13 protein-coding genes and 1 other RNA gene are annotated in these 13,740 nt (G+C 34.0%); 11 read left to right on the forward strand and 3 right to left on the reverse strand.

The window, feature by feature from the left end; genetic code table 11:
* Positions 1-16: 16 nt before the first annotated feature.
* Positions 17-364, reverse strand: coding sequence for a DUF1801 domain-containing protein (locus ACZ5L8_RS06225; RefSeq protein WP_464440407.1), 348 nt, complete (start codon positions 362-364; stop codon positions 17-19).
* Between the two features lie 65 nt (positions 365-429).
* Here ACZ5L8_RS06225 and ACZ5L8_RS06230 point away from each other — a divergent pair, with 65 nt between their 5' ends.
* Genes ACZ5L8_RS06230 through ACZ5L8_RS06250 form a run of 5 tightly spaced genes read left to right on the forward strand, consistent with a single transcriptional unit; the run spans position 430 to position 3,898 of the window.
* Positions 430-1,077 carry a hypothetical protein gene (locus ACZ5L8_RS06230; RefSeq protein WP_464440408.1) on the forward strand — a complete coding sequence of 216 codons (648 nt, stop codon included), beginning with the start codon at positions 430-432 and terminating at the stop codon, positions 1,075-1,077.
* Positions 1,077-1,370 carry a winged helix-turn-helix domain-containing protein gene (locus ACZ5L8_RS06235; RefSeq protein ID WP_464440409.1) on the forward strand — a complete coding sequence of 98 codons (294 nt, stop codon included), beginning with the start codon at positions 1,077-1,079 and terminating at the stop codon, positions 1,368-1,370. Before ACZ5L8_RS06230 ends, ACZ5L8_RS06235 begins: the two co-directional genes overlap by 1 nt.
* A 50-nt stretch (positions 1,371-1,420) precedes the next feature.
* A complete protein-coding gene (creD, locus tag ACZ5L8_RS06240; RefSeq protein WP_464440410.1) occupies positions 1,421-2,797 on the forward strand; it encodes a cell envelope integrity protein CreD in 1,377 nt (458 codons plus the stop codon).
* Between the two features lie 38 nt (positions 2,798-2,835).
* Positions 2,836-3,486: a DUF1361 domain-containing protein gene (locus tag ACZ5L8_RS06245; protein WP_464440411.1), complete on the forward strand. Its 651-nt coding sequence runs from the start codon at positions 2,836-2,838 to the stop codon at positions 3,484-3,486.
* Between the two features lies 1 nt (position 3,487).
* Positions 3,488-3,898, forward strand: a complete 411-nt coding sequence (locus tag ACZ5L8_RS06250) for a ribosomal maturation YjgA family protein (protein ID WP_464440412.1) — start codon at positions 3,488-3,490, stop codon at positions 3,896-3,898.
* Here the strand turns inward: ACZ5L8_RS06250 and ACZ5L8_RS06255 are convergent.
* On the reverse strand, positions 3,867-5,066 hold the full coding sequence (locus ACZ5L8_RS06255; protein WP_464440413.1) for an NAD(P)-dependent oxidoreductase: 1,200 nt from the start codon (positions 5,064-5,066) through the stop codon (positions 3,867-3,869). The genes ACZ5L8_RS06250 and ACZ5L8_RS06255 overlap by 32 nt on opposite strands.
* Positions 5,067-5,205: 139 nt before the next feature.
* Here ACZ5L8_RS06255 and ACZ5L8_RS06260 point away from each other — a divergent pair, with 139 nt between their 5' ends.
* From ACZ5L8_RS06260 to ACZ5L8_RS06285, 6 genes are all read left to right on the forward strand, one after another.
* On the forward strand, positions 5,206-6,042 hold the full coding sequence (locus ACZ5L8_RS06260; RefSeq protein ID WP_464440414.1) for a GIN domain-containing protein: 837 nt from the start codon (positions 5,206-5,208) through the stop codon (positions 6,040-6,042).
* Positions 6,043-6,290: 248 nt separating this feature from the next.
* Positions 6,291-6,692: a transfer-messenger RNA gene (gene ssrA / locus ACZ5L8_RS06265) on the forward strand.
* A gap of 283 nt (positions 6,693-6,975) precedes the next feature.
* A complete protein-coding gene (locus ACZ5L8_RS06270) occupies positions 6,976-8,205 on the forward strand; it encodes a site-specific integrase (protein ID WP_464440415.1) in 1,230 nt (409 codons plus the stop codon).
* Positions 8,206-9,204: 999 nt separating this feature from the next.
* Complete coding sequence (locus ACZ5L8_RS06275; protein ID WP_464440416.1) at positions 9,205-9,471, forward strand: transposase; 267 nt, start codon at positions 9,205-9,207, stop codon at positions 9,469-9,471.
* Positions 9,456-10,349, forward strand: coding sequence for an IS3 family transposase (locus tag ACZ5L8_RS06280; RefSeq protein WP_464440927.1), 894 nt, complete (start codon positions 9,456-9,458; stop codon positions 10,347-10,349). The genes ACZ5L8_RS06275 and ACZ5L8_RS06280 overlap by 16 nt, the downstream gene beginning before the upstream one ends.
* A gap of 49 nt (positions 10,350-10,398) precedes the next feature.
* The gene (locus ACZ5L8_RS06285) at positions 10,399-10,707 is read left to right on the forward strand and encodes a response regulator (protein ID WP_464440417.1); all 309 of its coding nucleotides are present in this window, start codon (positions 10,399-10,401) and stop codon (positions 10,705-10,707) included.
* 16 nt (positions 10,708-10,723) lie between these two features.
* Here ACZ5L8_RS06285 and ACZ5L8_RS06290 read toward each other — a convergent pair whose 3' ends face one another.
* The gene (locus ACZ5L8_RS06290) at positions 10,724-13,285 is read right to left on the reverse strand and encodes a PAS domain-containing sensor histidine kinase (RefSeq protein WP_464440418.1); all 2,562 of its coding nucleotides are present in this window, start codon (positions 13,283-13,285) and stop codon (positions 10,724-10,726) included.
* Positions 13,286-13,740 lie beyond the last annotated feature (455 nt).

The following is a 13,740-nucleotide window of genomic DNA, read 5'->3' on the forward strand; positions in this document are numbered from 1 at the left end:
CTTAAAGCGAAAATTACTATGATATGTTTTCTTTTTGCGCAAGCAAAACCTTTATTAGTAGATCATAATCTAGTTCCTCGAGCGAAGTATATCTCAACGATCTAACGATCTTTCTACCTTCTCCAGCAATGAGATATTCCTGAAGATGCTCCATCTTGTGTGCGTTTAAGAAAGAAATGTCCACAAATGTTTTCCTGAAATTGAGGTAACAGAACATCTTGCCATTTAAGGTATAAAAAGGAAGCGACCATTTTAAAGACTCTTCTACTTCTGGCACCGTTTGCTTAACGATCTCTCGCAATTCAATGAGAATAGAACGCCATGGCTCTGATTTTGTGAGGATATAATTTTCTGCCGGATTCATTTTTCTTTTAAAAATAGTAGATTATTCTGAATAAATTAATTTACTTTGCAATTCAAAGTACTTTTATGGATAGCAATAAATACTTAAATGATATAGCAGAGATCAAGAAGATGATGAGCAATTCTTCAAGGTTTCTTTCCCTTAGTGGCCTTAGCGGAATTCTTGCTGGTGTGTATGCGTTGATTGCCACATTTCTTGCAAGAGAGATTTTAACTAGTATTCCGCAATACGCAATTGATAGCAGTTATAATCTAACAGTAGACCGAGTAACCAGTAATGCAGAGATTGTTGCTAAACTTATTCTTATAGCGCTGATCACACTTATTCTTGCGATCACCACGGCATTTATCTTAACGTTGAAAAAGACTAAAAAAACCGGAGAAAAGATCTGGACACCCATAAGCAGAAGATTGATAGCAAATTTTGCTATTCCATTTTTAGCGGGTGGATTCTTCTGTGCGGTGCTTTTACAATATGAACTTATAGGTCTTGTAGCTCCCGCTACCCTACTCTTTTATGGTTTGGCATTGATCAACGCAAGCAAATACACTGTGGGCGACATTAAGTATTTGGGTCTAGTAAATGTAATAATTGGCCTCGTTGCAACGCAGTTTATAGGATATGGATTGTATTTTTGGGCTTTAGGTTTTGGCGTAAGCCATATAATCTACGGTACGATCATGTATAATAAATACGATCGTAAAACGGCTTGATGAAGAATATAATTCAAAATATAAACAAGGCCTTTGATCACCGCATAAGGCTGGGCATCATGAGTATTCTTGTGGTGAACGATCATGCCGATTTTAAAACGCTTAAGGAGCTGCTAGGCGCGACTGATGGTAACATCGCCAGCCATACTAAAGCGCTTGAAAAAGAGAAATATATACGTGTAGAAAAGTCTTTTATTAACCGTAAACCAAATACAAAATACATCGCTACAAAAGCCGGTAAAGAAGCTTTTGAGAAGCACATAGAAGCACTTGAAAAACTGATAAACAAATAATTTTTTTTACTCATATACTTTGAATTTCAAAGTACTTTAAAATAAGCAAAATGAATACAGACAACCAACCACAATCAGGAATAAAAACAGGAAACTGGTTTAAGACATCAATGACCGCAAAAATGCTCATGGTAGGCTTTTTAACCCTAGTCTTATTAATACCGCTTTGGTTTGTACAAAGCCTTATCGCTGAAAGACAATATCGGCAACAGGATGTTGTGGAAGAGATCAACAAAAAATGGGGACAAGAAGTACTGGTGTATGGGCCTATACTTAAAGTACCATACAAGACTTACAAAGAAAAATATGTAACGAATTCTGACACGAAAACCCGCGTTACAGAAATAGAAGAAAACTTGAAGTATGCTTACTTCCTTCCCGCTACGCTAGATATTAAAAGTACAGTAACTCCAGAGACAAAAAGTTTAGGCATTTATGAAGCCGCGGTACATAAAAGCGACATCAATATCACCGGAAGTTTTGAAGCCTTAGATTGGTCTAGTCAAGAGATAGCGCCTGAAGATATACTTTGGGAAAAAGCCCAACTCGTTCTTCAAACCTCAAATCTCAAAGGTGTGAGCGATGAGATGAAATTGAAGATCAATGATGGTCAATATTCTTTCACAACGCAATTTGATAAACATCATTCTTCTTTGTCTAAAAATTCACTTTATACGCTAGAGACGGCTGCGCTTAAAGCGAAAGACACTCCGAAGGAATCTCTTATTACTTTCTCGATGAACCTAAATTTTAATGGAAGTCAAAGCATTCGTTTTGTGCCGCTAGGTAAAGTTTCAGATATAGAGATCACTTCAAACTGGCATACCAATCATTACAATGGCGACTATTTACCGCAAGAAATTATTGATCTTGAAAACAGCGGTCAAAAAGCAATCTGGAAAGTTCTAGATATCAATAGACCATTTCCACAGGAGTATTTTGGCTTTGAGCCACAACTTACAGAATATGCCGTAGGAGTAGATTTTCTTATTCCTGTAGATGAGTATCAAAAGAGCGATCGCGCATCAAAATATGGGTTTCTGGTAATAGGTCTCACCTTTCTTATTTTCTTCTTGATCCAGACATTGAGTAAGATCAATATTCACTTGTTTCAATACTTGATGATAGGTCTTGCGCTCATCATGTTCTACACTTTATTGATCTCAATATCAGAGCACAGCAGCTTTCTTAAAGCTTATCTCATTGCAGGTATTTCTGTAGTGTTACTCATTACACTGTATAGTAAGAGTATTTTAAAAGGTTGGAAGTTCCCGCTGTTTATAACTACCTCGCTAAGCGCCTTATACGGTTTTATATATGTTATAATTCAGCTTGAGAATTATGCTTTGCTAGTAGGAAGTATTGGTCTCTTTGTGATTCTTGCACTTGTCATGTTTGCCTCAAGAAAAATTGAATGGCATAACTAACTAGTATATAACAAATAACGTCTTAACCACCGTAAACCATGAAAAACTTCATATTCAGAAAGTATTTCTTTCTAAAAATACTTTTTATCTTTGCCGCTAGCAGCGTGTTTCTGCTAATGCTTAGAATAAAAATTTCAAGAGAAACATATTTACTGTTTTTGGTATGGAATTTGTTTCTAGCATTTGTCCCTCTACTTATCGCCTGGTTGATTTCGCTTAAGCGAAAAAAACATCTAAACATCATGCTTGGGTGCATGTGGCTGTTGTTTCTGCCTAATGCTCCATACATTATAACGGATTTTATCCATTTAGATAATTCGCCTGAAGGTTTTGAACTTCTAGATAGTTTTGTGATCGCTCTTTTTGCACTTACAGGGCTTTTAATGGGAGTTTTCTCTACGCTTGAAATTGAGAAAAAACTAGAAGACAAATTATCAAAAAATGTGCGACAAGGGCTTATACTCTTGATACACTTTTTATGTGCTTATGGCATTTATCTAGGTAGGAATTTACGTTATAACAGTTGGGATATTATTACAAGCCCTAAGCCTCTGATAGTTGATGTGAGTAATATGTTTCTTGCACCCTTAGAACATTACAGAATATGGGTTTTTGTGGTAATTACAGGTGTCTTTTTACATATTATTTACAATTTAAACCGTATTTTTATTAAAAACAAATTGCTTTAAAATGCCCAAAAGAAACAAAACCTTGTATTACTTCCTCGGATTTCTAGCCGTATTGATACTAGAGATCTGCATCGCTGTGTTTATTCCCAGCGGATTTATTAGATCTTATGTAGGAGATTTTCTTGTCGCCATCATGCTGTATTGTGGTTTAATGGCTATCACTAACCTACCTGTAATTGAAGCTCTTATAGGTGTTTTAGTTTTTGCGATACTTGTTGAGATCGCACAAGGATTAGACCTATTCTCTCTCCTACCACTTCCTCAAGGAAGATTAATTAGAACTATTACCGGAGAGCGCTTTGATTTTCTCGATATACTGATGTATTTCCTCGGTATAGTGCTTTGCGGATTTATTGAGTACAAAAGAGTTGAGGAGTTTTTTAAGCCTCAACGTAATCACTCAAATATTTAAAATTAGTTGTGAGTTTACCGGCTTGAGTCATTTTGGCTCGAGCCAAAACTCCATCAGCATCTTCATTAAAGAACGCTGGTAATACATGTTCTAAAAACATCTTGCCAAAGCCCTCACTTGCATCCTTAGGTAATTCACATGGTAGATTGTCCACAGCCATAACCGTTATGGCATGAGGAGCGTCAAAATCAGTCTCCTTCTCTGTTTTGGGATCATAACCGTACAAGGGTTCTTCAATAGTTGATGGTCTTATCGTTGAAGCCACAGGCCCATCAATGTCGCATGAAATATCTGCGACTACTTTAATCTTAAAATCATCTTTTTTAGCATCTTCTCTTGTGAAAAGATATGGAGCGCCATCTCCATAAAAATGCCCAGCAATAAATAGATCTGTTACTCTCGCAAAGCGAAAGAAATTAGATTGATATCCCGATGGATCACTAAAAAACTCTTTTAGATCTCCTTCTGTACTATCTACTCTTCTGTTATAATCTAGTACATCTAAAACACAATAAACCGGCTCTTGAAAATCCTTAAGCATATAATCTTCAACATCTACCTTGCGTATTCCCATACTATCTAAAATTTCCTTGGCTCCGTTTGCCACTTTACCACTTCCTGTAAGTGCTATTTTTAAAGGTGGTAGTTCAACTTGATTGAGCTCTTGCAGCATGGCTTCAAGATCTGGTAGATCATCAGCCTTAGGCAGATCCCAAGAATTAAATCGCTTGCCCCAAGCTCTAATGCCATTGTAAGCGCCCACAAGACCTGCGTAACGACCAAAACCTATCAACCTTGCTCCATCTTCTCTTGTGATCACTTCGTGATCATAAAGCTCTATATTCTTTGAAAGAATGTTTTGTAAAAGCTTTTTATTATAAGGTTGCTTCTTGATAGTATGACTAAAGAAGAAATACTTTTTATTTGGTAGTAAAGCTTCTACAGGAACTTCCTTCACTCCTATCATCACATCTGCGTCAGAAACGTCTTCTGTAACTTTAAAACCAGCTTCTCTGTATGTGTCATCAGGATAGATACGCACATCCGAAGATTCTACTATGAATTCTGCATCAGGAAATTTCTCTTGTGCCTCCTGGAGTATCTGTGGTGTGAATACCACTCGTCTATCTGGCGGATTTTTTCTCTCTTTTATGATGGCAAACTTCATAATGACCTTTTTTGATTTAATTTCGAAATTACGATTTATAAACGCCAAACAATGCTGTTTATTTATTTTGACAAACCTTTAAACATTTTTAATAATTCATTACAGTAAAAAGAGCTTCCCAACTTTTATTTTTGACAATATGAAAAATCTATACACTTATCTATTTACTGCAGTTCTTTCAACATCACTTTTAACTTCTTGCGGCTCTTCGCAAGAAAAGATAAAAGGCGATAAAGATGTGATTTCTGTCTCTGAAGATCTTCCTTATGGCATCAATACTATTGAAGTTAGTAATGACATTAAAGTAAGGATAGTTAAAGCAAAAAGTGATGATTACATACTAACGACTGATAGAAATCTAGTTTCAGTTGTGGACTTTGATGTGCGTGATAGCATTCTAAGAATTAAGACAAATATGAATGTCACTAGCAAAAGAGAAATGGGAGTTTATATCAAACTCATAGACCCTAGACACATAATTATTCATGACGATGCAGAGGTTCGCACTCCGGGACATATTGAGAGTCCTGCATTTAGTGTAACGGCAGATAAAGACAGTAAATTTGACCTTAATGTTACTGCCGCTAGAGCCAAAGTAAATATGCGCGATAATAGCACTGGTGAACTCTCTTTAAAGGGAGATAAGATCGCTTTAAACATGTCTGGACGCACAGACCTTAAAGGTGATTTTAGTTTTAAAGAAAGTATGTTCACCATGAAAGACAGAGCAGAATTTACTCCTAAAGGAAAGTCTGAACTATTTACCTTGATCACAGAAGCTAAGGCAGATTTTAAAGGCCGCAAATTTGAAGTTCAAGAAGCAGACGCTACATTAAGTTCAAGTTCTAATGCGACTGTGGATGTGGCAAAAGCACTAAGCATTTTTGCAAAAGACGATTCTAAAATTGAGATCTACGGTAATCCAGAGGTTAATGTAAAGTCGTTAAACGATAAGGCAGAGATCATCAAGAAGTGATCTACATGACAAATAAGCACAGAACTCATACTCGGTATGGGTTTTGCTTTTTAATGCCATAAGATTATTTATCTTTGCCGGCCGCGCTAGGGATTGAGGCATTTGTTGGAGCTCTTTTATATTGCGCTTTTGCGAAATATAAAAAGCGACTGCCGAAAGCCCGGTGATCAGCCCTTAGGCTGAGCAAGCGCCCATATTATTTGCCTTACGGCGAAAGCTACTAAGACAAAGTTCATTGAAAATAAATTGGGGTCGATTTGGTTTTGACAGCGAGTCTAATTGAATAGTAAGCACGCCGAGCGCTGGGATATAGCTCGTAAATCTCATATTTCATCCTTTTTTAAACGGCGAGAATAACTACGCCATGGCTGCATAATCCGAATCATAGTAGGATTTTCTTAATCTCATGCGAGGCATGAGACCATGATGCCTCCGGAAAGCCTTGGTTTACGGCGGTCCAACAGGAGGCACCGTAAAAGTAGACATAGCAACAGCAGGGTCTTGATGCGGTTGTGAAAATTAATTAGGAATAAGGTAATGCTTGGTAGTTGCCGACCGGGTATTGCACGAAAAACAATTGGCAAATAAGCGTGTAGAAAGCTATTGAGTTGCTTGTTTGGACGGCGGTTCGAGTCCGCCCGACTCCACTTCTTGAGTTTAAAACTCATTTAAAAACCTTGTAATTATTTGATTTACAGGGTTTTTTATTTTTACTGTTGTTATTTAATATCGATTAATAACAAAAAAAACGGGACCCTTTAGGCAGGTCCCGCCATTATTGGCCTTGGGGGGTCTCGCCAAGCCTGTAACTTCCTCTTTTTTAATGTTTTTCCAAAAGTTAAAGTTTTTTGACCCTGTAAATCATTTATTAATTTGACTTCAAGGTTCATATCCAACCCACCACGAAGGTTCGGGAGTAACAAATTTAAAGTCATGAAAAACAATTATTATGCACTGTTTCATATTATAAAAAACAAGGTTAATAAAAGAGGGCTAGTACCAATCTATCTCAGAATAACCGTCGACGGAAAACGTAAAGAACATAGTATTTCTAGAAGAATAAATCCTCGAAAATGGAATTCACGTCAGGAAAAAGCTTTGGGAAGTAGTCGTGAAGCAGTAGAGATTAATACCCACATTAGTAACCTAAGACATAAGCTCAATCAAATTCATCAAAATTTCATAGAAAATGATACTCGCGTTACCGCAAAAAATTTAATAACTGAGCTGAAAGGAGAAAATGAAAATGTAAAAATGGTTCTTGAAGTATTCAAAACCCACAATGAGGATTTGGATGAATTAATAGGCAAGGACATTTCTGCTTCTTCGGCACAACGTTACTGGACTTGCCATAATCACGTTCAACAGTTTATTTCTGAAGTCTATGAAGAAGATGATTATCGGATAAAGGATGTTGATCATAATTTTATTACCAAATTTGAACAATTCCTTAAAACTACCCGAAAGTGTAATCATAATTCTGCTCTTAAATATGTCAATAATTTTAAAAAAATTATAAGAATTGCATTAGCAAACAAATGGATGGCACATAATCCATTCATCAATTACAGAGTAAAATTTGATCCAGTAGTTAGGGAATTCTTAACCCAAGAGGAGGTCGATGAGATATGGAATAAAGAATTACATTTTGATCGATTAAAGTTGGTAAGAGATATGTTTATTTTTTCTTGCTATACAGGCTTGGCTTACTCTGATGTTGAGAAACTTTCTCGATCAAATATAGTTATTGGCATAGATGGTGAGAAATGGATTCATATAAAACGTACTAAAACCGGAACGAAAAGTCGCATACCCCTTCTACCTGTTCCTAAAATAATTATTGAACGGTATAGTACTCACCCACAAGTAATTAACAGTGATAGACTTTTACCCATTTTTAGTAACCAAAAATCAAATGCTTTCTTGAAAGAAATCGCTATTATCTGTAATATTAAAAAGCATCTTACTACACATTTGGCAAGGCATACATTTGCTACTTCAATCACCTTAACTAATGGAGTCCCCATAGAAACAGTTAGCCATATGCTTGGTCACCAATCATTAAGAACTACCCAACATTACGCCAAAATAGTTGATAAAAAGATAAGTGAGGATATGAGGTTACTTAAATTGAAATTGCAAAATGTTAAATCTAATATTTAATGGATTTGAACATTTCTCTCTATCAATAATCTTTTCACTATAGAAATTTTTGAGTAGAGATAAAATTAAAAAGACCCTACACCGCTGTAGAGTCTTTAACCTAATTTCTCCTTATATAGAAGTTTGAAAACTAAAAGGAATAAACAAATATATTCTTTTAAAAAAATCCTCGTATAAAAATACGAGGATTTTACCCCGATCCACAATTAAGAGTACCTCTTAATTAATCATTTGGATACTTTGAAAATAATTAATGAGAATAAAACAATCCCATAAAATATTCTTAAAATTTTCTAAGCTGATCTTGATAGTTGTTTATATTAAGTTATAGATATTCATGAAATAGACTTGAATATTTTTTATAATAAACTCCATTCCACCCCAATTTTAATATATAATTCCTTTGTGGATAAATTTTTCTAATTTAAAATTTAAAGTGAACCTTAAAACTAAAAATTTCAATTCTTGTGATTAGGGTTTAGTAGTGAAAACTTGTATTGATATTTTTGGACCAATGACATAGCTTTAGAAATTACAAACATTTTGATTTCTAAGTTATCAATTTGCTCATTATTATTAAGGGCTAATAGTACATCTTCAAAAAAGCATAACAACTCAGTCTTAAAAATAGCCTCTACAAATACAAACTCCGTATAGATCCCCTTTTCTAATAGTTCTTCTAATCGATTAGTATAAAATTTAAAAATTAAATCAATTTGATTTTGATTATCCACAAGCTTCAGAATTGATTATGATTCAAAAACCATCCTCGCAACTATAGCATAATTTGTTTGTTTGAATAACAAACAAAAATTCAGGTCATGGTTCACTTCCTTGTTCAATTGATGAAACTAAATCATCTATTATTCTTTTTGACATTGCGAATTAAAATCATGAAAATAATTTGGGGCATTGTAGGCTTCCCTAAAAATGTAGGCTTCCCTAAAAACAGGACAGTTGTTAATTCGAATTTACTAATTTTAAATTCACACTGTCACGATGAAAAACAGCAAGTTTAGCGAGAGCCAAATAATCAAAGCTCTTAAGGAGAATGAACAGGGAAGATCTGTAGGAGATTTATCCAGAGAATTAGGTATTGACAAAAGTACCTTTTATTACTGGCGTAAAAAGTATGGAGGAATGGAGCAGCAACACCTTAAGCGTTTAAAGGAGCTCGAGGAAGAAAATAACAGGCTCAAGCAAATGTATGCAGATGTAAGTCTGGACAACAAAATGCTCAAAGACGTTTTATCAAAAAAGTTCTAAGACCTTCCGACAAGAGAGTTCGAGCCACGTATCTTATCAAGGAATATGTAGTGCCGGTTGTACGAGCCTGTAATGTTATAGGGCTTACCAGATCAATGTGGTACTACCAGAGTAAAAAGGACGATAGCCAAGTCATTGATAAGTTGACTCAACTAGCAGAAGCCTATCCTACCCGAGGTTTTGATGAATATTATTATAAGATTCGTCGTGAAGGTCTAAAATGGAACAGAAAGCTTGTATTACGAGTTTATCGAGAGATGAAGCTCAGTCTCAGGCGCAAACATAAGAAGCGTTTAATAAAGCGCGTAAAACAACCTTTAGAAATGCCTGCTGTACTCAATGAATGTTGGAGTATGGATTTTATGAGTGATGCACTTACCGATGGTAGAAAAGTACGGGTATTTAATGTAATTGACGATTGTAACCGAGAGGCCCTTGCTATTGATGCAGGACTTTCTTATCCTGCCAGAGCTGTAGTAGAGACCCTAACCAATTTAAAAGAAGAGTTTGGAGCTCCTAAGTATATTAGATGCGATAATGGGCCCGAGTTTATCTCTAAAACATTTACAAAATGGTGTGAGAAAAACTTTATAGAAATAAAATACACACAACCCGGTAAACCAATGCAAAACGGATATGTAGAACGTTTTAACCGCTTCTTTAGAGAAGATATTTTGGATGCTTATTATTTTAATGACATCTACCAGCTTCAAAAGATAAGCGACAACTGGAGGGAAGATTACAATTTTAATCACCCTCATAAATCTTTAGGGAATAAATCCCCAAAAGAATATATGCCCAGGTTTGATGAAGAATTTAAATTCTTCATCAAACCTGAACTAAATAATAACTATTTATCGAATTTTAAGGTGTCCTAAAAAGGGGAAGCCTACACAAGAAATAACTAACTTCATTAATAAAAAAATTTTGATTAATGCTGGATTTATAGGTGAAATCTATGAATTTACTAATCCTTATGCAGCTCTTGATTTTCTTAAAGAAAATAATCCTAGTTTGATACTATTAGATTTAAATATGCCAGGACTTTCTGGAATCGATTTTTTAACCTCGATGCAAAACCTAAATTTAACAACTAAAACACTAATTCTTAGTAGTAATAGGCAAAGTGATAAAGATATCTGCCTGAAGTTTAATAATGTATTTGACTATTTAGTAAAACCCTTAAATAAACAAAATTTAAATCAATTATTTTATCATCTGAAAACTAGTGAATAGTTAATGGTATCATTATTTAGACGGTAATCTTTTCACCACTTTTAAAATAGATACTAAATGTAGTGCCCTGTTTTATTACACTTTCCACATTAACCTTGCCTCCTATTGCCTCAATCTGATTTCTAGTTATAAAGAGACCAATCCCCCTAGAATCTGCATTTTTATGAAAAGTTTTGTACATACCAAAAAGTTTAGACCCATACTTTTGCAAATCAATTCCCAGACCATTGTCACGAATAGATAAGATAGTATAATCATTCTCCTCTCTAGTTGTAAAAGATATTTCAGGTATTTTATCTTTAGATCGATATTTAATAGCATTTGTAATGAAGTTCAGTAATATACTTTCTAGGTATGCAGGAATGGCTAGAACTGAAATTTGTTGATCAACTATATTGATAGAAATTTGAACTCCATTTTCTTTAATAATTGCTGATAGATTGTCAATCGTATTTTGAAGATATACTAGAAGATTTAAATTTTGTAACTCAAGTTTTCTAACTGTATTCACAGCAGCAACTTCATTAAGATGAAAAATCGTATCTCCTAATTGTTCAGAAGCACTAATTAGCATTTCTAAATACTCATCATCTTTTAATTCAGGTTTACTGTCTAGAAATAGACTTAACAGCATTTCAAAATTACTAGAGTGTGAACGTAGATTGTGGGAAACGATGTGTGCGAAATTTTTTAGCCGTTCATTTTGATTTTTTGTTATGTTTAAAACCTCTTCCAAAGCAGTTTTTGAATTGACAAAATCAGTAACATCTAAAATTTGAGAAACAAAGAAGAGAGGCTTTTGGAATGAATCTCTAACTATTGAAACAGAAAGTATTGCATTGATTATGTTTCCATTTTTATGAACATAACGTTTTTCAATTCGGTAATTATCCGTTTCATTATTCAACAGTTTATTAAAATACTCTAGGTCTTTATTCAAGTCTTCTTCCAGCGTAATATCCTGAAATGTCAATTGAGATAATTCATATTCAGTATATCCGAAAATTGAACATATTTGTTGATTTACTTTTATCCATTCTCCTTTAGTAGAAACCAAGGCCATCCCATTGGCAGCATGCTCAAAACTACCACGAAAAGTCTCTTCACTAACTCTAATCTTCTCTTTAGATTTTAAGTCTTCGGTTATATCGTACATCGTTATGACAGCACCATTAACATTCCCTTCATTATTTAGTAATTGACCACCTTTAAGTCTTACAACTCGTTTACCATTACTATTTTTAATTAGCATCAATTTATTATTAACCGAATGTCCCGCTAAAGATTGAAGAATAGGTAATTCATTTTCTTTTAATATACTTTTAGTAGCATAATCATAATAACCATAAAATTTGCTTATTTCAGATCTATCGATATTTGAAGGTTTATTGGAATGCCAAGATTGTGCGATTTTATTAAAAAAAGTAATATGTCCTTGATTATTACAAACAGCAACTCCCACTTCCATCGCATCAAATACAGTGTTGAGTAATTGCTTTGTTTCAAATCTGCGTTTTTGTAAATATTTTATTTCAGTTAAGTTAGAGGTCTGAAGTAGTATTCCTCCAATCTCATTTTTACGTGTAAACCATGGCTTAACATGCCATTTTAAATATGATATTTCTCCTTTTTGATCAATATATTGATCTTCATCGCAACTTAAAGTTTCACCTAATAGAGCTTTCTTATGAATTTCTTTCCATTTTTGAGGTATGTTGAACAAATCATAATGACATTTTCCAATTATACTTTCATCTAAATTGTACTCTTCCATCCATTTGTTAGAAGTAGCCAAGTATTTCATTTGAGAATCGAACATTGCAATAGCTTCAGGTGATTGTTCGATAAATGTTTCTTGAATCTCTTTAGCTAGTTTATCTTGAGTGATTTCACGATGGAAACCAGTCATCCATTCTGGATTACCATTTTTCCATGATACTACCTTTCCCTTATCGAAAACCCAAATCCAGCTACCATCTTTGCTACGCATTCTAGCCTCACTACTATAAATTTCGGTCTCTCCTGAGAAATGTTTTGAAAACAATTTATTGCATAATTTATAATCATCAGGATGTGCAAGTTGTTTCCAAATAGATTCATCAATAGGCTCTAATTCTTTAATGGTATAACCTAGAATTTTGGCCCATTCTTTACTAATAATTACTTCTCCCGTCTGGACATTCCATTCCCAAGTTCCGATTGAAGTGCCATCCAAAATATTTTCATAGCGAGTCAATCTTTTGTCAATTGAATTGTCATTAGTTTTATTTACACAAGCTATGTAGTATTTAGAATTAAAAGTCAAAGTCTCATATTCAAAAAAAATATAATTCCCTTGACTATTCAACAACTTGAGAGCTTTGGTATTGTTATGATTAAAATCTCTTAAAAGTGCTGCGTTCGTTTGTTTACAGACTGAATTTTTTTCGAATTTTAAATGTGCAAGAAGCGTAGGATTGAAAAATATATCATTCTTATTATCTAGACTGTAGGAAATTAGACCATAGATACATTTCGAAGTATAAAAGTCATAAAAAGTTTCATTACTAATTTCCTGGAAGGATGGCATTAAATTCATTAGATGGATAGCCAATTAAATTTAGATCTATAAAGATTAAATGGCTAAAATTAAAAACTACCAATGGATATAGTTTGCAAATAGAAGTTAAATTAACAAGTAAAAAATAACGTGCTTATATACCTATTATATCAACATCATAATTACGTTTTCTTAAAACAAACATTGAGATTAAGACCTATTATATAATCTGATTATTAGGAATATGTATAAAGCAAAGAGCACTATTCAAGATAATTTTATATCATTATTCATCAATAGAATGTTAAAACTATTGATGAATTACGGGTGAAAATACGCACAGAGCTCAATTGTAAATTCCATAATTTTGGATATGTAATGAATTATTGTTTAATAAAAATGGAAGAGCATTCATAATTTGTAATTTAATCTTTTCAATCAAGCTTTGAGTGGAACTTAGGGGTAAGAACTACTCATGATAAGGCGGGGAACAA

This window comes from Leeuwenhoekiella obamensis, from assembly GCF_055391795.1.